Source organism: Staphylococcus sp. FSL W8-0304 (genome assembly GCF_038006565.1).
Taxonomy (GTDB): domain Bacteria; phylum Bacillota; class Bacilli; order Staphylococcales; family Staphylococcaceae; genus Staphylococcus; species Staphylococcus epidermidis.
On the sequence record NZ_JBBOVL010000001.1, the window covers coordinates 2126214 to 2151634 of the forward strand.

At 31.7% G+C, this 25421-nt stretch carries 23 protein-coding genes; 6 read left to right on the forward strand and 17 right to left on the reverse strand.

Features of this window, described 5'->3' with window-relative positions:
* The first annotated feature begins 28 nt into the window (after window positions 1–28).
* The 3 genes from NST35_RS10105 to NST35_RS10115 are packed head-to-tail and all read left to right on the forward strand — an operon-like array spanning window position 29 to window position 2221.
* Window positions 29–502, forward strand: coding sequence for a DoxX family protein (locus tag NST35_RS10105; RefSeq protein WP_001830332.1), 474 nt, complete (start codon window positions 29–31; stop codon window positions 500–502).
* Window positions 477–1166 (forward strand): response regulator transcription factor SaeR, encoded by a 690-nt coding sequence (saeR, locus tag NST35_RS10110; protein WP_002457625.1) that lies wholly within the window; start codon window positions 477–479, stop codon window positions 1164–1166. Before NST35_RS10105 ends, saeR begins: the two co-directional genes overlap by 26 nt.
* Before the next feature lie 2 nt (window positions 1167–1168).
* The gene (locus NST35_RS10115; RefSeq protein WP_032602599.1) at window positions 1169–2221 is read left to right on the forward strand and encodes a sensor histidine kinase; all 1053 of its coding nucleotides are present in this window, start codon (window positions 1169–1171) and stop codon (window positions 2219–2221) included.
* Window positions 2222–2289: 68 nt separating this feature from the next.
* On the opposite strand, the gene NST35_RS10120 is transcribed toward NST35_RS10115, so the two are convergent.
* From NST35_RS10120 to norA, 10 genes are all read right to left on the reverse strand, one after another.
* A complete protein-coding gene (locus tag NST35_RS10120) occupies window positions 2290–3396 on the reverse strand; it encodes a glycosyltransferase family 2 protein (protein WP_002457627.1) in 1107 nt (368 codons plus the stop codon).
* A gap of 202 nt (window positions 3397–3598) precedes the next feature.
* Complete coding sequence (locus NST35_RS10125; protein ID WP_002457628.1) at window positions 3599–4438, reverse strand: aldo/keto reductase; 840 nt, start codon at window positions 4436–4438, stop codon at window positions 3599–3601.
* A 240-nt stretch (window positions 4439–4678) separates the two neighbouring features.
* Window positions 4679–6028, reverse strand: coding sequence for a hemolysin family protein (locus NST35_RS10130; protein WP_340747306.1), 1350 nt, complete (start codon window positions 6026–6028; stop codon window positions 4679–4681).
* Window positions 6029–6264: 236 nt separating this feature from the next.
* Window positions 6265–7437 carry an N-acetylglucosamine-6-phosphate deacetylase gene (gene nagA / locus NST35_RS10135; RefSeq protein WP_001830343.1) on the reverse strand — a complete coding sequence of 391 codons (1173 nt, stop codon included), beginning with the start codon at window positions 7435–7437 and terminating at the stop codon, window positions 6265–6267.
* A 374-nt stretch (window positions 7438–7811) separates the two neighbouring features.
* A complete protein-coding gene (locus tag NST35_RS10140; protein WP_002456133.1) occupies window positions 7812–9764 on the reverse strand; it encodes a PTS fructose transporter subunit IIABC in 1953 nt (650 codons plus the stop codon).
* A 5-nt stretch (window positions 9765–9769) separates the two neighbouring features.
* Window positions 9770–10690 carry a 1-phosphofructokinase gene (gene pfkB / locus NST35_RS10145; protein WP_002438878.1) on the reverse strand — a complete coding sequence of 307 codons (921 nt, stop codon included), beginning with the start codon at window positions 10688–10690 and terminating at the stop codon, window positions 9770–9772.
* On the reverse strand, window positions 10687–11445 hold the full coding sequence (locus tag NST35_RS10150; RefSeq protein ID WP_002438877.1) for a DeoR/GlpR family DNA-binding transcription regulator: 759 nt from the start codon (window positions 11443–11445) through the stop codon (window positions 10687–10689). The genes pfkB and NST35_RS10150 overlap by 4 nt, the downstream gene beginning before the upstream one ends.
* 230 nt (window positions 11446–11675) lie before the next feature.
* Complete coding sequence (gene ybaK, locus NST35_RS10155; protein WP_001830357.1) at window positions 11676–12158, reverse strand: Cys-tRNA(Pro) deacylase; 483 nt, start codon at window positions 12156–12158, stop codon at window positions 11676–11678.
* A gap of 113 nt (window positions 12159–12271) precedes the next feature.
* The gene (locus NST35_RS10160; RefSeq protein ID WP_001830333.1) at window positions 12272–12742 is read right to left on the reverse strand and encodes a hypothetical protein; all 471 of its coding nucleotides are present in this window, start codon (window positions 12740–12742) and stop codon (window positions 12272–12274) included.
* A 321-nt stretch (window positions 12743–13063) separates the two neighbouring features.
* A complete protein-coding gene (gene norA, locus NST35_RS10165; RefSeq protein ID WP_001830321.1) occupies window positions 13064–14227 on the reverse strand; it encodes a multidrug efflux MFS transporter NorA in 1164 nt (387 codons plus the stop codon).
* A 409-nt stretch (window positions 14228–14636) separates the two neighbouring features.
* Here norA and NST35_RS10170 point away from each other — a divergent pair, with 409 nt between their 5' ends.
* Entirely contained in the window at window positions 14637–15254 is a 618-nt protein-coding gene (locus NST35_RS10170; protein ID WP_002438866.1) for a DUF1361 domain-containing protein, read from the forward strand.
* Window positions 15251–15520 carry a hypothetical protein gene (locus tag NST35_RS10175; protein WP_002438864.1) on the forward strand — a complete coding sequence of 90 codons (270 nt, stop codon included), beginning with the start codon at window positions 15251–15253 and terminating at the stop codon, window positions 15518–15520. Before NST35_RS10170 ends, NST35_RS10175 begins: the two co-directional genes overlap by 4 nt.
* 49 nt (window positions 15521–15569) lie before the next feature.
* Here the strand turns inward: NST35_RS10175 and NST35_RS10180 are convergent, their stop codons facing one another.
* The 5 genes from NST35_RS10180 to NST35_RS10200 form a co-directional block, all read right to left on the reverse strand.
* Window positions 15570–16943, reverse strand: coding sequence for a cryptochrome/photolyase family protein (locus NST35_RS10180; protein WP_001830324.1), 1374 nt, complete (start codon window positions 16941–16943; stop codon window positions 15570–15572).
* Between the two features lie 196 nt (window positions 16944–17139).
* A complete protein-coding gene (locus tag NST35_RS10185) occupies window positions 17140–18696 on the reverse strand; it encodes an SLC13 family permease (protein ID WP_002438863.1) in 1557 nt (518 codons plus the stop codon).
* 133 nt (window positions 18697–18829) lie between these two features.
* Window positions 18830–19771, reverse strand: a complete 942-nt coding sequence (gene mdh / locus NST35_RS10190) for a malate dehydrogenase (RefSeq protein ID WP_002438862.1) — start codon at window positions 19769–19771, stop codon at window positions 18830–18832.
* A gap of 128 nt (window positions 19772–19899) precedes the next feature.
* A complete protein-coding gene (locus tag NST35_RS10195; protein ID WP_001830319.1) occupies window positions 19900–20193 on the reverse strand; it encodes a hypothetical protein in 294 nt (97 codons plus the stop codon).
* Window positions 20194–20214: 21 nt separating this feature from the next.
* Window positions 20215–21141 (reverse strand): CobW family GTP-binding protein, encoded by a 927-nt coding sequence (locus NST35_RS10200; protein WP_001830339.1) that lies wholly within the window; start codon window positions 21139–21141, stop codon window positions 20215–20217.
* Window positions 21142–21362: 221 nt separating this feature from the next.
* On the opposite strand from NST35_RS10200, the gene mgrA reads away from it, so the two are divergent.
* A complete protein-coding gene (gene mgrA, locus NST35_RS10205) occupies window positions 21363–21806 on the forward strand; it encodes an HTH-type transcriptional regulator MgrA (protein WP_001830335.1) in 444 nt (147 codons plus the stop codon).
* Between the two features lie 240 nt (window positions 21807–22046).
* Here mgrA and cydC read toward each other — a convergent pair whose 3' ends face one another.
* On the reverse strand, window positions 22047–23741 hold the full coding sequence (gene cydC, locus NST35_RS10210) for a thiol reductant ABC exporter subunit CydC (protein WP_002438857.1): 1695 nt from the start codon (window positions 23739–23741) through the stop codon (window positions 22047–22049).
* Complete coding sequence (locus tag NST35_RS10215; protein ID WP_002455988.1) at window positions 23738–25372, reverse strand: ABC transporter ATP-binding protein/permease; 1635 nt, start codon at window positions 25370–25372, stop codon at window positions 23738–23740. The genes cydC and NST35_RS10215 overlap by 4 nt, the downstream gene beginning before the upstream one ends.
* Window positions 25373–25421: the final 49 nt, after the last annotated feature.

Genomic DNA, 25421 nt, shown 5'->3' on the forward strand with positions numbered 1-25421 from the left:
TTTTAACTATAGAAAGAGAGTGTTAATCATGAAGAAAATAAGTTTATTTATAATATTTTTAATTCGTGTAATTTCAGGCATTGTTATTTTCAGACAAGGATGGGAGAAATTTACAGGTGATTTTACATTAAACGGGCTAGTTCCAGTAATTAGAGATAACACAGACTCTCCACAATGGTATAAATGGTTTTTTGAACATATTGTTGCACACACAACAGGATTATTTAATATAATCGTGCCTTTAGGGGAAATGGCAATTGGTTTAGGTTTAATTTTAGGTATATTTGCATACGCTGCAAGTTTCTTTGGAGCCTTCGTTATGATAAATTATATTTTAGCAGATATGATTTTTACGTACCCTCTACAATTAGCTTTCTTTATTATTTTACTCATGAGCCACTCTTTATTGGCTAAGGTATCACTTAAAGAAATCATCGCTTATTTTAGAGACCGTAATAACCGAGGTGAAGATAAGCATGACCCACTTACTAATCGTGGATGATGAAAAAGATATTGTAGACATTTGTCAAACGTATTTCGAATATGAAGGATATCAGGTTACGACAACAACATGTGGTAAAGAAGCACTAAAATTATTATCTTCAGATATTGATATTATGATTTTAGACATTATGATGCCTGAAGTTAATGGATACGATATTGTCAAAAAAATGAAAGATATGCAACTTGATATACCTTTCATATATCTAACAGCAAAAACTCAAGAACATGACACGATATACGCACTGACATTAGGTGCTGATGACTATATTAAAAAACCCTTTAGCCCAAGAGAACTAGTATTACGTACTAATAACCTTCTCGCTAGAATGAGTAAATCAAATTATTCTAATAAAATTGAACAATTAGAATTTGATGGTTTAGTTTTAAAAAATTTAAGCAAGACGCTTACCATTAACAATATAGAGATACCTATGCGCATAAAAGAATTTGAATTGCTATGGTATCTTGCTTCTAGAGAAGGTGACGTTATTTCTAAATCCGAACTTCTAGAAAAAGTATGGGGGTATGACTACTACGAAGATGCTAACACTGTCAATGTCCACATACATAGAATTCGCGAGAAATTAGAAAAATATGATTTTTTACCCTACACTATTACAACTGTATGGGGACTTGGTTATAAGTTTGAAAGGAGCCGATAACTATTTTTTCAATAAGAAGTCAAATCATTATCGGTGTCATTTCAAGCGTTATTTTAACAACAATTATACTGGTTATTGCATATAAGCTCATGTGGTTTAATGGTCACATGACACTCACTTTAGCCATCACTACTATGATAACAAGCTGTTTAACACTTTCGATTTGTAGTATTTTTATTAATCCTTTAATTCAGAAGATTAAGCAATTCAACATTAAGACTAAGCAATTTATAAATCACGAAAAATTCATCGATGATGAAACATTCCAGTCTCCTAGAGAAATTAAAGAGTTGAATGATTCATTTAATAAAATGGCGTATGAAATTAATAATCAAATGAATATGATAAAAAACGAGCAACAAGAAAAAACTGAAATTATACAAAACCTTGCACATGATTTAAAAACACCTTTAGCTGGTATTCGATCATATTCTGAAGGTCTACGAGATGGTGTCATTAGTAATCCTCAAGAAGTTCATGAAGCATATGAAACATTAATCAAACAAGCAAATCGTTTATCAATTTTATTTGATGACATTACACATGTGATTAATTTAAATACTGGACGTTCTTATCCTTTGGAATTAATACAGCTCGATCAATTACTTGTTAATATATTACAACCATACGAACAACACATAAAACAAGAAAATCGTACGCTTGAAGTTAATTTCTGCACAGATATTGATGCATTCTACCAGTATCGACCTCCAATCGAACGTATTTTGACTAATTTACTAGATAATGCATTAAAATTTTCTAATTCTGGTAGCCGTATTGATATTATTATTTCTGAGTGTAAAGAAAACGACGCTATTAGTATTGCAATAAAAGATGAGGGCATAGGTATCGTTCCAGAACTTCAATCACGTATCTTTGAAAGAACGTTTAGAGTTGAAGACTCTCGAAATACTAAGACTGGTGGTTCGGGGTTAGGGTTATACATTGCAAATGAGTTAGCACAACAAATTGACGCCTCTATCACAGTCCAAAGTGATTTAGACATTGGAACCACGATGACACTTACCTTAAAAAAATTTCAATTTAAAAAGTAATTTGTACTGTATAAAAAACCGAATGTAGCTGGAATGAGTTTGAACATTCTAGCTACATTCGGTTTTCATTAATGTACACGCTCTTTAAAGCCTTCTTCTTGAGAATAATTTGATGCATACGTATCACTATATGTTTTAACTTTATAAAAAGAACTTAATTTATATAAATCATTACTACGCTTGTTATTTCTATTTTTATTCAGGTTTAAAGCATTATATCTCATGTCGAGATTCTCAGTCTGAATATTAGAATTTTCAACAATATACTTCGGTCTATGTTTAACTTCATAATAAATACGACCGATATATTCTCCTACTACGCCAATAGACATTAATTGAATACCACCCAACAATAATATAGCAGCAATCGTAGTAAAATAACCAGGTATATTTATACCATTAATCAAAATATTTATTAACAAATAAATTATATATAAAATACTGATAGAAAACGTGAACATACCTAGGTAAATCATCATGCGTAAAGGCTTATTGTTAAAAGAGATGAGTCCATCTATACCATAGTTGAGTAACTTTCTAAAAGTCCACTTAGATTCTCCATCTTCTCGGGTCACATTTTCATACTGAAATACTTTTGTTTCATAACCTATCCATTCAAATAGACCTTTAGAGAAACGATTATATTCATCAAGGGTTGTTAAAGCTTGAACTGCACGTCGACTGAGTAATCTAAAATCACCAACGCCGTCTTCAAATTGGATATCCTCTACAAATGCATTAATTAACTTATAATAACATCGAGACAACGTTTTACGTACAAAATTCTCTCCCTGACGATTCCTCTTAGCAATCACTTGATCGTAACCTTCAATGTAACCCTCTATCATTTGTGGAATATATTCAGGCGGATGTTGTAAATCTCCATCAATCATAATCACCGCGTCGTGCATTGTGCTATGCTGATAGCCAGCAATCATTGCAGCTTCTTTGCCAAAGTTTCGACTGAACGAAAGATATTTAACATGGTTATCATACGCAACAATATTCTTGATATGATGTATTGTTGTATCTATACTACCATCGTTAATAAAGAGTAAATCGTATTCATAGTTTTTGATTAAACTATCTTTCTTCATTATTTCAGTTAATTTGTCATAAGTTTTCAAAACGACTTCGCCTTCATTATAGCAAGGGACGATGACTCTGATTTTCATTAAATGACATCCTTTTCTCTGAACTATTTGCTATCATTTTATCAATTTCCTTGTCATACATTCTAGTTAAATACTGTGTATTTACATAATCTTAAATTAAGCTTAATAGTTTTAAACATTATCATTTATGAGGAACACATTAACTTTTAGTAAAAAGTATTTAATTATCTTTTAAAAGTTAACGCTAACTGGTTAATTATATTTATTTCAAATCTCCAATACTGACATCATCAGGATCTTTTCCTTGTCTAGCATTTTTATTTAAACTATCTATTTCTGCAACATCTGTTAACTCAAGATTAAAATCAAAAATATCAAAATTTTCTTTAATACGTTGAGGTGTTTGTGATTTAGGAATGATAATACGATTATGTGCGAGATGCCAACGTAAGACAATTTGTGCAGGTGTTTTATCATAACGATGAGCAATATCTGTAATAACAGGATCATCAAGCAATCCTTTATTACGCATTAAAGGCATCCAAGCTGTTACTTTAATATCATGTTCATCACAAAAGTCTTGTACATCTTGTTGGTTAAAGTACGGATGCAACTCAATTTGATTCACCTGTGGTGTAATTTTAGTTTCTCTCATTAACTTTTCTAAATGATGTATCTTAAAGTTACATACACCAATGGCTTTTATTTTACCTTCTTCATATAAATGTTCTAAGGCTTTATATGATTCAATATACAATTGATCATTTTCGCAAGGCCAATGAATTAAAAATAAATCTAAATAGTCTAACCCTAAATTGTCCAATGATTTATTAAAGTACTCTATTGTTTGGTCATAACCTTGATAATCATTCCAAAGTTTAGATGTTATGAATAGCTCGTCCCTCTCAATATTTGATTGTTTTAATGCACTACCTAACGCTTTTTCATTTCCATAAAAGTAAGCCGTATCAAATGCGCGATATCCTGCATCTAAAGCTGTACGAACAACCTCTTCCATCTGGTCATCCGCTATCTTATAAACTCCTAACCCAACTGCAGGCATTGGATAACCGTTATTTAAAATTTGAACATCATTTGTCATAGTACATTAACTCTCCTTATTTACATAAATATTATTCGCTTATTATCATTTTAATACCTTTTTTATTTACTGATAAAACAAATTTGATCTATTCATTTTGTTATTTTAATACAAAGCAATTTATTGCTCCTTAAATGATGAATATCTTCGTTACCCTCTACATTTTAATTATCCTTTTTCAAAACAAAAAGTGGGATAGAACTCACTTGTATTCTATCCCACAACTTATCTTTTTAAGTATTAATCACGTTCGTCATCTTCTTGTTCTTCATCAACAGAAGGACGTCCACTATTAAATTCATAATTCAAATTGACCCAAATAATTTGATGATTGTCGATTTCTGTAATCGTCCAACGATCATATTCAGTATCAACGAAGTCATCTTTTTGCAAATTAGTATTTTGTGATTGTAACCAACCACCAATAGTATCAATATCCTCAGAATCTTCAAACTCTATGTCAAATTTTTCATTTAAATCATCAAGTAAAACACGACCATTAATTTGATAAGTATGATCATCAAGTTTAACTATATCGTTAACTTCATCATCATCAAATTCGTCTCTGATTTCACCAACAATTTCTTCTAAAATATCTTCCATTGTTAAAATACCTGCTGTCCCACCATATTCATCTATAATCAAACTAATATGTACATGCTCTCTTTGCATTCTTACAAGAGCATCACTTATTCTAGTTGTTTCTGAAATCATGGGTAATTCATGAATATAATTGGCGATTTTAATTGGTTTACCTGACGCATATTCTGTTAAAAACTCTTTGACATTTATAAATCCTTTTACATGGTCTTTATCACCATCTTCAGTGATTGGATATCTTGTAAACTGATGTTCTTTGATAGTATCTAATAATTCATCTACGTTAAATGGTTCGTTGAGCGTAACCATTTGTGTACGTGGCACCATAATATCTTTTGCATGACGTTCATCAAATGAAAAAATATTTTGCATATACGCAAGCTCGGTTTGGTTAATCTCCCCACCATTATAACTATTGTTTATAATAATTTTTATTTCTTCTTCTGACATTGCATCAGTTTGAGCATCTGGATCAAATCCAAACATTCTGACAATCACACGAGAAGAACCATTCATTAACCATATCAGTGGTTTCATAAAATTACCAAAATAAAATAATGGTCTTGAATATAAAAGTGCAAGTTGTTCTGTATGTTGAATAGCAAATGATTTAGGTGCCAATTCGCCTAATACAACATGTAAATATGTCACAACAATGAATGAAACAACAAATGAAATCGTCGTTGTTAAAGGACTAGGTAAATGTAATAACTCGAATAGTGGGTGCATCATCTTTTCAAATGTCGGTTCACCTAACCAACCTAAGCCTAAAGATGTTACTGTAATACCTAATTGACAGGCAGATAAGTAATAATCAAGATTGTCTATCATTTTTTTGACAATTTTTGCGCTCTTATTACCCTCATCTACTAATTGTTCAATACGCGTTGATCTCACTTTTACTAGTGCAAATTCTGACCCAACGAATACTGTTGTTAATGCAATCAAAAGAAAAAATATAGCTAAACTAATTATGGTCGAAGTTTCCAATTAATTCCCTATTTCTAGGGATTCACCTCCATATATGTTGTGTCACGCTTAGGTAACACGTATTTAAATCATCATGACTCAATAAGTGACAACTACATGCTAAGACCTTCCCATCGTGATACTCCCCGTAAAAAATGTGATTGGCTTCATTCTATCATAAATCTTTTGTTATATGTTAAACATATGCCAATACTATATTGTAGACAAAATAATTTTTTTATTCAACCAATGACAAATCATTTGAAAGCATGATATTTTCCATTTTTAATCGTCGTTTCAACATTACATGCATCATCTATGATAACAATATCTGCATCTTTCCCGATTTTAATACTACCTTTTATGTCGTCTATACCTAATGTTATCGCTTGATTTAAACTTGTTACTCTCCATAAATGCTCAATCGTGTCACCTGTAAATTGTATTAAATTTTTAAGTCCTTCGTTCATTTTGAGTATACTTCCAGCTAAAGCCCCAGAAGACAGGCGTGCTTCACTTCCCTTTACAATCACATCCTGACCACCTAAATCATAATGTCCTTCTGGCATTCCTTTAGCTCTCATCGCATCTGTAATTAAATAACAGCTTTGATTCCCCTTAAGTCTATATGCAAGTGCGATGGATGCAGGATGTGAATGAACACCATCCACAATCATTTCAGTATGCAACCCTTGATTTAACCAGGCTGCACCAAATACACCTGGTTCTCTATGTTGAAAGCCGGTCGCTGCATTATACAAATGAGTGATGTGTTTGGCACCATGACTCACAGCTGTATTCGCTTGATCAAACGTTGCCACCGTATGTCCGATTGAAAAAATGATATCATTTTTCATTGTCTTTAACGTTTCTGTTGCTCCATCAACTTCAGGAGCGTACGTAATAATCTTAATTAGTCCATTCGCTACTTCCTGAAACGACTTTATTTTATCAACCGTAGGACGTTGTACGAATTGAGGATGTTGTGCGCCTACTTTATGTTCTGAAATAAATGGACCTTCAAGATGTACTCCCACAATTTCGGCAGCATTTGTAACATCTTGTTGTTGAGTATATTTAGCAATAGTTTGAAGTGCTCGCTCAATATTGACTGTTGACTGTGTCATTGTTGTTGCTAAAAAAGATGTTGTCCCCTCAGAAAGGAGTGATTCTGCTAAATGTTGTAAGCCTTGTTCAGATGCATCCATGGCATCTTCACCATACCCCCCATGGATGTGAATATCTATAAATCCTGGCAGTATATGTCGTTTTTTTACATCAATAATGTCAATTGTATTATGCGACGATGACGGATGAAAAGGACACTTACCAACGTCTAAAATTTTCCCATCTTTAATATGAACATATCCATTGTTAATCATTTCATTTTCTGTATATACGATGCCATTCGTTAAAACATATTCTGACATGATTGAACCCTTCTTTTCTTTGAATTATTAGTAGTTGACTGAACTATTTTATTATATCTTTCTTCGTAATGAATATCACTTTTTCAATATTTTACTGGTTAACAGATGAATTTTACTAATTCACTCTATATTCTTAATTTAATAACTGTATTTTTAATTTAAGATATTATTTTCATACAAAATAACTATTTAATGTAAATTTATTAAAACTTCTTAGTCTTTATTACAACGATAACATTCAATCTAACCAATGCAACATAAGTTTCGATTCAAAAAAAACGGCAATTCCCATTTATTTTCAAAATGGAAATCACCGTTTAATTCAATTAATTTTCTATATATTTAAAGCATTGTTATTACTAATTTTAAAATTACTATTCATCCATAGCTTGAGATGCTTGAATTTCATTTTCTGTTACTTTTGGTTTCAAGAAACCATAAATTAAAGCTGAAACTAACGTACCCACAACTAAAGCAATAAGAGTTTGAAGTATATGGTTAAAATCAGTACCAATAATGACGAAAATTCCACCATGAGGTGCTTTGATACTTGATCCTAAACCTAAAGCAATTGCTCCAGCCACACCTGAGCCAACCATCATTGAAGGAATCACACGTAATGGATCGGCAGCTGCGAATGGGATGGCACCTTCAGTAATAAATGATAATCCCATGACATAGTTTGGTACAATTGAGCCTCTTTGCTCTTTAGTGAATTTTCTTCTAAAGATTAACATTGCTGTAGCGATAGCTAATGGAGGAATCATACCACCAATCATCGCTGCAGTAATAGGAGCTGCATTTCCTTCCGTTAATGCAGCAGTAGCAAATACATAAGCTGCTTTATTAAATGGACCGCCCATGTCAATTGCCATCATAGCTCCAATCACAAGACCAAGTAACATAATATTAGAGCCTGACAGACTATTTAAACCATTTAGTAGCAAATGATTTAACCAAGCTGCTGGCGGATTAAAGACATACACCATTAACAATCCAGTAATTGAAACTGAAAGTAATGGATAGATTAAAGTAGGTTTCAAGCCTTCAATTGCTTGTGGCAATTTACGTGTAATATATTTAATTCCTTGAGTTAAATAACCTGCTAAGAAACCAGCAATAATTCCACCAATAAAGCCAGAACCTCCAGAAATAGCTAACATACCACCAACTAAACCAGCTGCAAAACCTGGTTTATCTGCAATACTACGTGCAATGAAACCAGCTAAAATTGGAATAATTAAAGCAAAGGCACTATTTTTACCAATATTCCATAATTGTTCGGCAAATGCATTATATTCTGAACTATCAGGCTTAAATGAGTTTGCGCCGAATAAGAATACAATTGCCATTAAGATACCACCCGAAATAACAAGTGGTAACATATTAGAAACACCATTCATTAAGTGTTTATAGAATGCTTTTCCTGGACTTAACTTTTCTTCATTATCGTCATGTTTTTTAGATCCACCTTGCGCTACAAATGGTTTACGATTTGTATCTAAAGCTGTATTAATTAGTTCCTCGGGACGCTTAATACCATCAGCAACAGGAACCTCAACCACATTTTTCCCATCAAAACGATCAGTTTCTACATGGACATCTGCTGCAACAATTATTCCAGTTGCACGTTCTATATCTTGTTCAGTTAAATGGTTTTTAATACCACTAGAACCATTTGTTTCAACTTTAATTTTGATGTTCATCTTCTCAGCTTGCTTTTTCAAAGCATCACGTGCCATATATGTGTGGGCAATCCCAGTTGGGCATGCTGTAACAGCTAAAACATATGGCTCATTATTATCTTGATTTGAGTTGTCAGTTGAAACAGTTGCATTTTCGTTCGCTTCTGCTTCTTCTTCTTTTGTTGCCTCATCATCCGCTTCATCGATAATGTTTAACACTTCTTCAGGAGATTCAGCATGAATTAATTTTTCACGTATTTTCTCATCCATTAATATTCCAGAAAGTTTCGCAAGCGCATCTAAATGCGTTTGTGCTCCACCTTCAGGCGCTGCAATCATAAAGAATAAGTGTGCAGGTTGCATGTCTAAACTTTGATAATCCACACCTTCTTTAGATTTACCGAATGCAATTGCAGGTGTTTTAACTGCTGCAACTTTAGCATGTGGTATAGCAATACCTTCACCAATTCCTGTTGTGCTCTGAGATTCACGATTATGAATTGCCTCTTTAAACGATACAGGGTCACTTAACTTACCTGCTTTATCCAATTGATTAACAAGCTCAGTAATCACCCCACTTTTATCAGAAGCATCTAAATCCATCGCTATTGTTTCTTTAGTTAACAGTTCAGTAATTCTCATCTTTTTCACTCCCCATCAAGTACAGAAATTGTCACTTGAGATTTAATATTTTCTATAGCATCTCTTGTCGCTAAATCTTCTGAAAAAGCAGTCGCTGTTCCTGAAGCTACGGCCTGTTGAAAAGCTTCATCTATATTAAGACCCATGGACAACCCTGCTACCATACCTGCCACTGTACTATCACCAGATCCTACTGTATTAACTACATGTCCTTGTGGATTCACAGCTTTAATGCTTTGATGTTGATCAACATATATTGCACCATCGCCACCAAGTGAAATGATGACTGATTGTGCCCCTTTTTTCAAAATTTCTTTACCATATTTTATAACATCTTCATCACTCTTGACTGTAGTGTTAAACATTACTTCTAATTCATCTTTGTTTGGTTTAATAAATAATGGTCGATATGGTAATACTGTTTCAACAAGATCTTTTTCTGCATCAACAACTAGTTGCGCACCAGTTTTTTCAGTGATTTGTGCTATTTGTGCATAAGCATCACTTGGAATACTGTTCGGTACACTTCCAGCTACAATAACAATATCGTCGTTTGTAGTACGACGTATTTGAGATAAAAGTTGTTCAAATTGCGCGTGTGTCACTTTAGGTCCGGGTGCATTGATTTCTGTTTCTTGACCTGATTTTAGTTTTACATTAATACGCGTATCCTCATCTACTTGAACAAAATCTGATTGGATATTACTGTCCTCAAGTGTTTGAGCAATAAAATCTCCAGGGAAACCTCCTGAAAATCCTAAGGCTGTAGAATCAACATCTAAAGTTTTAAGTACTCTTGATACATTGATTCCCTTACCTCCTGCAAATTTATACGTTGCTTTTGCCCGGTTTAATCCTGATATTTCAAATCCATCAGTAAAAATGATGTAATCGATTGAAGGATTGAAGGTAACTGTATATATCATGATTTCCCTCCTATAAAATTAAATTCATTCATGTAAGCTTCAGTCATCTTGCTTTGCATTGCTTTTTGCGAAGTTATGATGCTAAGTCCATCTAAAATTGGAACTCTTGCAAAATAAATTTGATTAAACTTTGATTGATCGACAAGCACATATTTGTGATTTGATAGTTTCATAGCTGTTTCTTTAATCAAAGCTTCTTGTTCATCAGGGGTTGTTAATCCATATTTCACATCAATACCGTTCATTCCTATAAAAGCACGATCAAAACAATAACGTCTTAATGTTTCTAACGCGTTAGCACCAACTGTAGCCATTGTCGTAGGTTTAACTTGGCCACCAACCATTAAAGTTTTAATACCGTGCTTTAATAGTTCTTCAACATGTGTCATTCCGTTTGTTACAACAGTAATATCTTTTGCCTCAATATATTGAATTAACTCAAAAGTTGAGGAACCCGCATCTAGAAATATACATTCATGATCTTGGATATCACATGCAGCACGTTTAGCGATTTCTTGTTTTTCACGTAAATTCTGAGTTCTTTTTTCAGATAACTTAGGTTCCTTAACTCGATTTTGATGAATTGTAGCACCACCATGTACTCGTTGTAATTTACCCATATTCTGCAACTTAGATAAATCTCTTCGTATAGTTGATGCACTACATCCTGTTCTATCAACTAAATCTTGAAGTGTTAAAAAGTCCTTTTGAGTTAATTCTTGTAAAATTAAATTCTGTCGTTTTTCTGATATCACTGCTATACCTCCCCTAATTCACTTATATTGTAATGGCTACGCTTACATATTTCAATCAAAATCTTCCATTTTCAATCAAAAACAATCATTTTATGACAAAAATAAAAACACCTTTCAGATTAGGTGTTTGAAATGGATTGTATCATCACACTTTAAGACGTACATTTTAATTTTCAGAAATCATTTTCTAAGTATTAAATAATGTTGAAACATTAAATGTCTATATACGTTTAATTCTGTGTAATAGATTCTACCTGAGCCTTTGTCATGTCAATTAAATCATTCACATGAATGATAATTTGCATTCCTCTTTGACCTCCGCTAATATAAACTTTTTCTAAATTTTTAGCGGAAGCATCAATCGTCGTTTTAAAGGAATGTTTCATACCGATAGGTGAACATCCTCCTCTAACATACCCTGTTACTTGTTTTAATTGATCGAGAGGCATTAAATTCAATTTCTTTTCATTAACAACATGAGCCGCCTTCTTCATATCTAAGGTTTCATTAACTGGAATGACAAAAACATAGTGTTCATGATTGGAATTCTCTAGTACAAGTGTTTTAAAGACTTCTTCTATTTTAGCACCTACGAGTTGTGCAATCTCTTCTCCATGTTGATGCTTGTCAGTAACTTCGTAAGTATTCATTTGATAATTAATTTTAGCTCTATCTAAAATCCGCATTGCATTTGTTTTTTTAGTTTTAGACATATTCTCACCCTTTATAACAATCATTCACATCTCATTTTAACATGAAAACTTTATTTCATTTACACTAACACTATTAAAAAACACCCTTTCTTATATAGAAGAAAGCGTGTTAATTAATGATTATTGATGTTTGATGCATGTACAGTCCCACTTTTATTGACTTTAACCTTAGTTTGATGAAGTTTATTTTCACTAGAAAATACATATACTGAATGAAGCGACTCGTTGAAAGTACGCTCTATATTATATTTTTTGCTTAAATGATTCTCAGCGTAATTCAAAGCAATTACTTTACATTCCTGTGGGTTGAAATCATAAGATGCTTGCGTTCTTACACTTTGTTGATTTGTTTTATTAACATTCTTTTGGTGATCAGAGTTTTTTTCTGAAGCTTCAGCAACATGATTCATATTTAAGTTAGGGAATATATCGTTATGAGATACTGTTTTCACTTTAGTAAAAGTACAAATTGTTTTATGGACTTTCGCTAATGCATTTTGGTTTGTAGCTAAAAATAATAAAAGTACTAAACAAATTGATAAAATAACTGCAACAGAACTTAAAAATAAGTTTTTCAATTTCATCTCCTTACCCACATTTCTCTTAAGATTTATTCTATCTTAACACAACAACTTTTAATAAAAGATATGTAGATTACAATTTAAATAGATTGTAATATTTGTAACACTAACATTAATATAGTTGTTATTTTTGTTACATAAACCACTAATAACTCATAATCTTTTAAAACTTATATTTGAGATAACATCAACTTTACATTACAAGTTATAAAACAAAAGAAGTGGGACACAGAATTCGTCTTGAACACTGTGTCCCACCTCGTCCCCAAAACTTGCTCTGTCCGTAGAATTTCTCGGCGAAATTCTCTTTGTTGGGGCCCCGTATTAATTTGCTTCTTTACGGCGTGACTTAAGTCCTTTTTCAATAAAAATAATGATAATTCCACTTAATGAAACCGCAATAGCCATATATAAAGGAAACTCTAAATTAACATCGAATAATGCACCAGCTACAAGAGGACCTATAAAGTTACCCATACTGGTAAAAGTTGAATTCAATCCACCTGCAAAACCTTGCCGTTTGCCTGCTATATTCGAGAAGTAATTGGTTAAAGCTGGTCTAATCATATCAAAACCTATAAAAACAACAAAGCTAATAATCATAATCGTCCAATAACCGTTTGCAAGCACTAACATAACGAGAACAATGGCTGAATATAGTAATGACCATGCAATAAAATTAAGTTCACTCATATATTTCATAAATTTATCAAAGAAGAATACTTGGAATAATGCGCCAAACACGCCTCCACCGATAATAGCTATCGAAATATCTTTAGGAGTATAATTTACTTTGTCAGCTGTATATAAAGAAAATAATGTTTCAAAAGCAGATAAACCAAATGCTAATACAAGTGTTAATATGACTGGAGTAATAAATACTTTCCAATTAATTTTAGTGAATAATTCAGGTTGATATTGGTGGAATCCATCTGTAGTTGCTTTTTGAGGATTATGAATTAATAAAACTGACATAATGAATGCAACAACACCTAATGTTCCAGCAACATAGAAAGGTAATCTATGTGAAATTTCAGCTAAAAAGCCTCCAAATCCAGGTCCTAATATAAAACCTGAATTAATAATTGCCGACATGTAACCAAAGTTTTTAGCTTTATCAGCTCCTGGAGAAATATCTGCAATCATACCTGTTACACCAGGCATGACCATGCCTGCACTAAAGCCACCTAAAACACGTGAAATGATTAAAATGGTAAAACTTTGACCGGCTGCGAACATAAATTCAGAGACAGCAAAGAATACTAAACCGATACATATAATTAATTTTTTACCCAATTTATCAGCTAGTGTCCCACCAAATGGTGAAATAATCATTTGTGATAATGCAAAAGCAGCAACTAGCATTCCTAAGTCACTACCTTTTAATCCTAAATCCTTCAAATATACAGGAAGTACAGGAATAACTAATCCAATCCCTAAAAATATAAGAAATATATTAAAATAAAGAATGAATAATTGTTTTTTCATAGGAACCCCCCTTTTTTTCTAATATAGTAAGCATACCAATAATTTTGAAATTTATCGCAAATTTATTTTTAATGTCCCACATAAGAACTTTACTTTACTAAAAGTTTCTACATTGTATAACAATTTAACGTGACATGACAATCATTTTGAAAAACTTTAATTTTTAAATTTCACTAAACTCTAATTTTTTAGTTAAAAATTTAACATATAATTAAACGAACCTGTATCTTCATAAACTTTCGACAAAACCTTTATCCAATTGACTAAAGTCTAATGAACATACGGTATAATTTTTCTTCGCTTTCACATCTGTATAAACAGAAAACACCTCAAATTGTTTGAAATGCCTCACTGTAAAAGTTATCATTAACTCTCGATTATCAAACTCTATAGAAAGTAGTGCGTGGTTATGCAATCTCGTTACTTTGCAAGAATATACTTTATTATCTTATTTGTTATATCTATGACTGAATCACATATTTTTAACTTTATGACGTTAAATTTATTTTTAGCATACGTGCCATTTGAACTTTGTCTACTTTTAAAATTGTTCAAACCAGTCAAAGCTTTTGAATGGCCCTTATTTATTGTTTTCGGACTCATATTTCTATTATTAGTTCCAAACACATTTTATATGATTACCGATCTCATACACTTAAACCAATTTCAATTTAACTTTTTAGCTGGATTAAACATCACAGAATGGATTTATTTCACCTATTTAATACTTGGCGTACTCTTAGCAATATACCTCACAATTCTTATATTTTTAGAAATTGCACATTTTACGTCTTATGTATGGTTAAATCGACTATTGATAGTTATATTAATGTTCTTAAATGGATTAGGTATTTACATCGGTCGATTCTTAAGATTACATACTGTCTATTTATTAAATGCACCTTTAAAAATTGTGAAAGAGGTTTTTTTAATCATAGATGTTAAAGCGTTACTATTTGTCGTTTTAATGGTGCTCATACAAGCAACAGTCATATTGTTTATTAAAGGGGTGAGATTATACCAATGATAATTGAAGTAATTTTAATGGTATGTCTCATCATTATTCAACTTATGATAGGTCATTTATGGCATCAAATAGGATGGAGTTATACTAAAGCTATTTTATTAATGTGTTTACCGTTAGGGATAGGATTATATTTGATGCAATTATTTTATTATGAGCCCCGTTATACAAATTGGGAAGTACCTTTGAAAACTAAATTAAATCTTAAATATATGTATATTTTAACTTTGTTAGAATATATTTTAATCTATGTTTGCTTTTTTATGTAACTAGATAAAGATCTGAACACCTATATACTGTTGTTCAGATCTTTTTTATTTAATCTAATGCTTTGAATTCTGACATTACACGTTGTCTACTTTCTTTGTGATCAATCATTTGTTTAGGATAGTCTTTACCTATTTCAACACCTTGCCCCTTTATTTGTTGCTCGAATTTATGAGTATCGTGTAAATACTTAGCATCTACCTGATTTAATCTTGGAATGTAAGTTTTTATATATCGTGCATTATTATCAAAACGCTCGCTTTGTCTTATAGGATTAAACATTCTAAAGTATGGTACAGCATCTGTTCCAGTAGAAGCTGACCACTGCCATCCGTGAACATTTGAAGCTGCATCATAATCTATTAATTTTTGTTTGAAAAATGACTCACCCCAAATCCAGTCAATAAACAAATCTTTAGTTAAAAATTGAGAAACTACCATTCTCATGCGATTATGCATAAATCCAGTTGTTTTAAGTTCCTCCATTGCTGCATCAATAATTGGAAAACCAGTATTCCCATCTTTCCACAGTTTAAAATTCTCTTCATTATAAGACCATTTCAATTGTTGGTATTTTTCTTTAAAAGCAACATGAGCTGTTTCGGGATAATTGGTCATTAATACATAATAAAACTCTCTAAAAATCAATTCACGTATAAAAGTTTCGTAATTTTGTTCATTTTTATCATAATTTTGAAGTAAATCGTTGAAAACTTGTATAATATCTATCATTCCATAAGCTAAGTAAATACTTAGTTGGCTTGTTAATACTTCAGGCAAGTATTCCCTGTTTTCTTTATAATTTTCGATATCTTGAGATAAAAATTCAGACCAACGATTTTGAACATCACGTTCACTTATACCATATGAATGATAATCTTCTTTAATTTTATGTTGAGATTTCACTACAACCTTTGAAATATCTTCTAAATGATAGTCATATTCATCTCTAATCATTAAGTAAGGACGCCATTTTCTATAAAAACTGGTAAATACTTTATATGGTTCCCCTTGTTTATTATGTGTTTTGCGGGGGTTAAAATAATGATTTGCTCTTAATGATATTACTTGAATATTAGCTTGTTTAAATCGTTTCCTTTGATGTAAAATGTCATATTCTTCGTGATGATAACTCATAATATCACCTGCAACAACAACTTTGTCTATAGCTTGTTTTTTACAAAAGTCTATTAATTTATCATAAGACATCAAAAAGGGTTCTATATCATATCGTTGTAGTTCATACATAAACTTCTGTATGGACCCATAATAGTATTGTGCTTTCTTTTTTGCTTCTTCTTCAAACTCTTCAGTTGGAATAATAAAATAACAATGATTTATAGATTCTTTATTACTATATATATAATCAAATAATGGATTATTATTTAGCCTAAAAACTCTATTTAATATGACACCTATAGCCATTAGATTTTACCACCTAACATCAATTTTTTGTTATTCTCTAATACTAAATTCTATTTACATTCATATATTTTTTATACGATACATTTCAACTATTAAGATTAACTTGCCACGAGTTTATAAAAAATGTCTCGTAAAGTTAAAATATTAAACTTTACGAGACATTTATAATTATCATTTTAATACCTAAATCTTTTACTTACACTAAACCAAGCCATTTCCAATACGTCAAACTAAATACGATAACTAAAATATAACCTACTATCGTTAAAGGTATACCTGTCTTTAAAAAATCCTTTACGGTAAAAGTCCCAGTACCATATGCAAGCATATTTTGTGGTGCACTGACAGGTAGTAGGAAACCAAAACTAATCACAAATTGTTGTATTAATACAAAACCAATAGCATGATCACCTAAATTTAGCGTTGAAGTCAAAGAAATAAACACAGGTATTAACGCAGAGGCTAAGCTCGTTGCACTTGCAAAACCTAAATGTATTAATATATTAAATAAGGTAATTAACGCAATAGTTGCTATGATCGGTAAATGTTTAAGACCCATCAAACCAAATGTTTGATCACTTAACCATTGAGCGGCTCCTGTTTTAAGTAATACATTACCAAGTGAGATTCCTACACCAAATACTATAATCGTCCCCCAAGGAATCTTCTTTTCAACACCTTTCCAAGTAATAACACCAATCTTTGGCATTAGTATAATACCTAGAGCAACTAGTGTAATCGAAGCTGAATCAATCGGATGCAATACTTTCTCAGTCGACCAGAAGAATAATAAAAGCACTGAAATCACAATTAGTCGCCATTCTCTATGACTGACTGGTCCTAATTTATTAAGTTCCTTTTTAATTAACTCTTTTCCACCTTCAATTGCATCATGTTCAGGTGGCATAAACTTAATCATTATAAAATAAAGAGCTATAGACATAATGATTGACCACGGCGCAGCATATAAAAACCACTCTCCCCATGATACATCATGTCCTAAATTTTGGTTAATAAAATTGATGGCTACAATATTTTGTGCTGCAGCCGTTTTAATACCTATATTCCATATCGAAACTGCTTGTACAGCAGTAATAATTAATAATGAAGCAAGTCTACTATCCTTACTCACATTAAATGCAGCAATCATTCCCAGTAATATTGGGACAACTGCACCAGCACGTGCTGTAGCTGATGGTACAAAGAATGCTAGAACAATAGATACTAAAATAGCACCAATGACTATATTTCTAGTTTTATTTCCAACAATTGATAGCACAAGTAATGCAAGTCGTTTATGTAAATTGGTTTCCTGCATAGCTACTGCTAAAAATAATGCTGCAGCTACAAGTGCTACGGCTGAGGTTGAAAAACCACTAAAAGCGTGACTAAGCGCGTTATTCGTTCCTAAAATATCGCTACCTTTTAGTATTATGTCGCCACTTTTAGGGTTTCCAAGTTTTTCGGATAAATCTTGAACTGGACTTAAACCTAGTAAAAGTATCATTAATCCTAAAATTAATGTTGCAGAAACTGGATAAGTAACTGCTTCTGTAACCCACATAACTACAGCGAAAGCTAAAATAGCTAGTGCTGCTTTAGCCATTACAGGTAATCCTGCTGGTGTGGGTAATAACAAGATTGTAATTAAAATAATAAAACTAATGATAATCCACACAGGTTTATAACTTTTTTTAGACTTTTTATCATGATATTTTTCAGTATGAGCTTGATATTGGTCCCCTTTAGCCATTTTAATCGTCTCCTTATTCTATGAATATATGTTCATTATATCAAGAAAGCGCTTTTATAAATCAACGAAAAAATACCCTTTACACAATTTTCACAAAAATCTAACAATTTAAGATGTAGAACTTCATAATTATTTATTTGAATTTTAGTGAGTTTTTGACTTCACTCACAGCTTGCGCAGAGTGTTGTAGTTGTTGATACTCATCATTATTCATATCTACCTCTATAATCTTTTCTATTCCTTGATATCCTATTATAGTAGGAACTCCGAAACAAATATCTGAACAACCGTATTCTCCCTCTAGATAAGCAATACTTGGTAATAACCGTTTCCGATCATTAAAAATTGCATCTATAGTTTCATATATAGCAGTTGCTGGTGCATAATATGCTGAGCCTTGACCTAGTAATGCAACAATTTCTGCACCACCCTTACGTGTACGTTCAACAATTTGATCAATCTTTTCTTCAGAAATAAGATGCTTAACTGGAATCCCATTAATGTGTGTGTTATTAATCAAAGGTAACATCGTATCACCATGTCCACCTAAAACAAACCCATTTACATCTTTGACAGACACGTTAAGTTCTTGAGCAATAAAAGTTCGATATCTTGCAGCGTCTAAAATTCCAGATTGACCAATAATACGTTCTTTAGGAAAACCTGATGCTTTAAATGCAGTATATGTCATAACATCAACCGGATTAGTCAATACAATAATTATTGAATGAGGTGCATACGTTGCAATTTGTAATGCAGTTTCTCGTACTATTTGTTCATTAGTTTGAACTAATTCTTCTCTTGTCATTCCTGATTTCCTAGGTATACCTGCAGTCATCACCACTATGTCTGAATCTTTAATATCTTCTATATTTACTGAACCATGTACAGATGTGTCAAACCCCCAAATGGGTCCGCTTTCTAAAATATCTAACGCCTTTCCTTTAGCCATACCCTCTGATTGCTGGCGTTCAATCAACACAATATCTCCTAATTCCTTTTGTGCAAGAATGAATGCTAGAGTCCCACCTGTATGTCCCGCGCCAATAATTGATATCTTTCTTCTATTGACCATAAGCAATGCCCCCTTGTTTAATTTTTTCTTTAAAAATCAAAAAGCTTTGCCACTTCATGTTAATTATAACATTGAAATGACAAAGCTTTTGAATACTTAAGTGAAATAAATATTTATATAATAACTGACTATCCAAAAATATCGTGATTTAATCCAAAAACATAAAGTAGTACAAAAAATGCTATACCACTTAATATTGTTAGTATTAAGGTTAATATAAGTGTACGTTTAAAATGTCTTATGAAGGCTATAAAAAGCATTCCTAAATTGTAAGCAAAGAATAGACCAAATAAGACCATTGTAATTTTTACATCAGTATAAAAAATATTAAATAATAAAACAATAAAGGCAAAACCTAAATATGGAAAAGTGATTAGGTTTCTTTCAAATTTAATTTGTTTGTTACGGTTATCTTCATTCATTTTTATCATACTCTCCTTGATTTATGAGAATTGCAAAACATCGAGTTTATTTTTTAGTCTGTTAACATCAAGTTGTTCACCAATCAATACTATTGTTAACGGATAATCCCCATTAATAACTTCATAATCCGGCATACCAAATGAATATTGAAACTCATATGTCACATTGGGTTCATCTTTAAATTGTACATATCCCTTTAATCTTAAAACATTATCAGGCATACGCAAAATAAATTGGTAAAATAATTGTCGGTCAATAGCTGTTGTAAATGTGTATTGCATACTATTTATACCATGGTGATGAGAATGTGTGTGTGTCATTACTAATTGATCACGAAATTGTGACAACTCCTCGATATTAACTTGTCCATAAGTAGTATATATTTTTGAACTATATTTGTTTACTTCGTTAAGTTGGTTCTTTAAAGCATCTCTGTCTTCAACAGATATTAAATCTAATTTATTAACGACGAGCACATCGCTTACCTCGAGTTGTTCTTCCATGAGACGCTTTGTGGAGTCAGTATACTGTTGTCTTTGTAAAAAGCGAAGTGCATCAACAATACTAACAACGTGGGGACGTTCAACAAACTGAACTATGCGAGGATCTTGACACGCCATAATCAATTCAATAGGATGCGCGATACCAGTTGCTTCTATTATAATATGGTCCGTTTCATGGTTGTGACTGAGCATCTCAATTTGTTGAACTAAATCTGATTTCATATCACAACAAACACAACCGTTCAACAATGGATACACTTTGACTAATTCACTCAAATGGTTACCATCTACATCAAATGATCCAAATTCGTTCATAATTACTGTTATTTTCTCATCAATTTTTAATAATTCATTAATATAATGTGTCAGGAACGTAGTTTTACCACTGCCTAAGAAACCGCTAACGATTGTGATTTTCAACTTTTCATTTTTATTATTTTTCATTTTAATATATCCTTTACTATTACAAATATTTTAATATATGATAACATAAATATTTAATTATCTTTTTACTTGATTTAATGTAAGATATCTTCTAAACTTTAAACATACTTTAATTTTAGCATGACATTGAATCATAGTGTTGTATATAAAACAAGCAACATAGATGGATTCCAATCCGAAAAAAAAGAGAATACGGATAGAATGTCTGGAGGAGAACTTTAATGTCTGAACAACATAATTTAAAAGAGCAGCTATGCTTTAGTTTGTACAATGCTCAAAGACAAGTTAATCGCTACTATTCTAACAAAGTCTTTAAAAAGTACAATCTAACATACCCACAATTTCTTGTTTTAACAATATTATGGGATGAATCACCTGTTAACGTCAAAAAGGTCGTTACAGAATTAGCACTTGATACTGGAACTGTATCGCCATTACTCAAGAGAATGGAACAAGTTGATTTAATCAAACGTGAACGTTCTGAAGTAGATCAACGTGAAGTATTTATTCACTTAACAGACAAAAGTGAAATGATTAGGCCCGAATTAAGCAACGCATCTGAGAAAGTTGCAACCGCTTCTTCTTTATCTAAAGAAGAGGTCAAAGAACTTAATCGCTTATTAGGTAAAGTCATCGATGCATTTATCGAAACAAAAGAAAAGTAATGTGTTGCTGTCATGAAACTAAAGTTAAAGGTTAAGTTTTAAATACACTGTACACTCAAACATATTATATAACAAAGGTGGGAACAGAATCTGAATTAAATTCATGTCCTTCCTTGTGGTAACGAGAACTATGACTGAGAAGACTGAATACAAGTTCTTTTTCATCTTAGTCATCGACTACCAATATATAACAAAATCCTGAGACAAAATTTAGTGTCTCAGGATTTTGTTATATATTATTTAATTAAAAAATTTCATTTCGTTTCCATTCATTTCTATTACTTTTTTTAAATAACCGTCATGCTGCATTAATTCTTGATATGAATCATTTTCTATTATTTCTCCGTCATTCATGACTATAATTTTATTAAATCTTGGAAGTATTTCTAAATCATGTGTAGCTATGATGAGTGTTTGGGATAAGGATTCAATCAAATTTATAATTTTTTGGGTATTATTAATATCTAGTGCTGTAGTAGGTTCATCTAATATCCAAAAACCGGCCGAAGGTCTTAATAGCAATCTCGCTAAACTTAGACGTTGAGCTTCCCCACCTGATAAATTATGACCGTCTAACGTAACTATACTATCTAAATTTAAATATTCTAATCCAACATCTTCGAGAACCTTTTTGAGGTTATCATCTGATTGCTCAGAAAATAAATTATCACGAATTGAACCATCAAAAATATATTGAGATTGAAGCATTGCATTAAATGTTTGATATTTATCATTGTCATTGATACTGTTCATATCCTTACCATTTAATCTCACTTCTCCCTCTTCTATTTGATATAGCCCAAGTAATACATGAAGCAAAGTACTTTTACCTGATCCTGAAGGACCAATGATTGCCACCTTATCACCATATTCAATGGTTAGATTAATCTGTTTTAAAGTAGAATGATGTTGATGTTCATATTTAAATGTGACATTTTTAATTTCTAATAAAAGATTTTGCGAACGCTTTAAGTTTGTATGTTCTGAAGGAATTTTATACTTAGGTACAATAACCTCTTGTATCTCTTCAAGTGCCAGGTCTGTATCTGCTTTATAATATGCCACATTGCTCATAGGTACTGCTTGTTCAAATAAAGTTAATATCATCAATATAATACTTGTAATATAAATAGCATTGAGCTGACCATCATGAATCTGTTGCGCACCTAACACTAAACACATAAATATTGAGAACATCGCTATTAAGTTTAACAAGTAGTCATAAATAGAAAGAAATCGGCGTTCCTTAAGTTGCATATCATCAAATTGTCGTAAAGACTGGGAAACTGTATTTTCGAAGTCATCGCTGCGATTGAAACGTTTTAATTCTTCATGACCTTCTTTATAATCATAATATCTTTTAAGAAATGTTTTTTGCGTTTGGGTCACTTGTTGCTTTAATTTACGTGCTTTCATAGCACTTAACCAAGGAACAATCCATAAAGTTAATAACATACTTAAAGTAATCACTAATGCATGTAGTGGAGATAAAAACAACATAGTTATTACTGAAACAATTGCAGTTAATCCGATTACAATCGGTGGGTAATATACTCTCAGATATATGTTTTGTAAAGCTTCTACACGGCTTATCATTTTTGTAATAAGATCACTTGAATTAAATCTTCTATAGATATCTGGAACGACTGGATATAGCATTTTTAAAAATTGAACTCGTACATTACGTAACATTGTAAATGTCGTCTTGTGTGAAAGTAATCTTTCTATATAGCGTGTAATTGCTCTTAAAAAACCAAACAATTTAACAGATACAACTAAAATCATTAATGCATAAAGTGGCGCACCTAGCGCACTTTGAGTAATCATATAACCACTTAAAAAGAACATTGCTAATGTTACAATTCCGCTTAAAACACCTACCATGATAGCGCATATTAAATCTCTATCTATACTAAAATGAATATGTGATTTCATTGATCTATCTTCACCTCACTACGCGTAACAGAAATTATCGAATCATCTTTTATAAGATGACCACTTTCGATATATATACGCCGTGCTGAACTTCGAATGGTTGAATCACGGTGTGCAATAATAAACACTGTCGTTGTAGAAAAATGATGCTCTAATACTTGTTGTATGACCTTTTCAGTTTCAATATCTAATCCTATCGCTGGTTCATCAAAAATTACAATATCTGGTTTCAATAATAATAAACGACTTAACTCAATACGTCTCATTTGTCCACCTGATAACATTTCCCCACCTTCACCAATAGAAGTATAGATACCATATTTTAATGAAAGTACTTTCTCTTTTAACCCCACTTCATCAAGCACTTGAATCACTTGCTCATCACATATCTCATCATCATACATTGCAATATTATTTTTGATAGAATCTGCAAATATATGTGGGCGCTGACTTAGAAATCCGATATTTAATGATGCTTGGTTAAATGAAAGTGTTCCATGTGTGGGTGTTACTGATTGACTAAGCAACTTAGCTAAAGTGGATTTCCCTGCACCACTCGGTCCCACAATAGCGACCTTTTCTCCTTTATTTACCGAAAAAGAAATGTTTTTCAAAGCCATATGATTACTATTAGCGTATTGAAAATCAACATGCTTAATTAAAACTTGTTCAAACTGTTGCTCATCCACTTTTAATGTAGGAGAATCAGCTTTATCTTCAGATTCTAAAAATGAAAACACCACATCGCTAGCACCTTCACTTTGCTTACCTGTATGAAATGCTTGACCTAAATCTTTAATCGCATTATAAAATTCAGGAGCTAAAATAATCGCTATCGCTGCAGTCACAAAGTTGATATGGTTAAATACAACTAAGCTTAAAGCCGCTTCCAATGCGACCAATCCAATCCCTAACATACTTATGAACTCAAGCATAAGTCCTGATAAAAAGGCACTTTTCAAAATACGCATTGTTAAATCTCTAAAACGTGTACTGTCTTTATAAAGTTGTTGCTCAGATTGTTTCGTTTGATTTAAAAGTTTAAATGTAATAAGACCTTTAGCTGTATTTAAAAAACGTTGACTAAACTGGTTTAAATATGTCATTTGATCCTTTGACTCATCTCTTGTTTTAAGTCCAAAAATAACATAAAACAATGGAATAAAAGGTGCGGTAACTATCATAATAATAGCAGTAGGTAAATGAACAAAACACATGGTAATAATAATAACGATGGGAATCAACATTGATTTAAAGACTTGAGGTAAATAACTCTGAAAGAACGGACCGATACCATCAATACTTTCAGTTAAAATATTTATTTCTTCACCAATTGAACGGACACTTTTTTTCAAAATCACTTGTTCTCTAAGCATATGTTTTACTTTAAATGCCAAATGATCTCCTAAAAATTGAATCAGCATATTAAATGTTGCTCTTAAAATAAGAGAGATAAAAATAACTGATAACAATAATAATAAAGATTGTTGTTGATAATACAGTAAGTGATTTAAAAAGTGTGAAATTGAAATGTTTTGCGCAACGACCGTAAAAGATAAAAAAACGCTCATGATTAACATGAGTGTGGGGTATAATTTATAACTTAAAACCATTTTTGTTAGTTTTTTCACAATAATATCACCTACATATATTATAGAGTGTTTACAAAAAATTAAAATC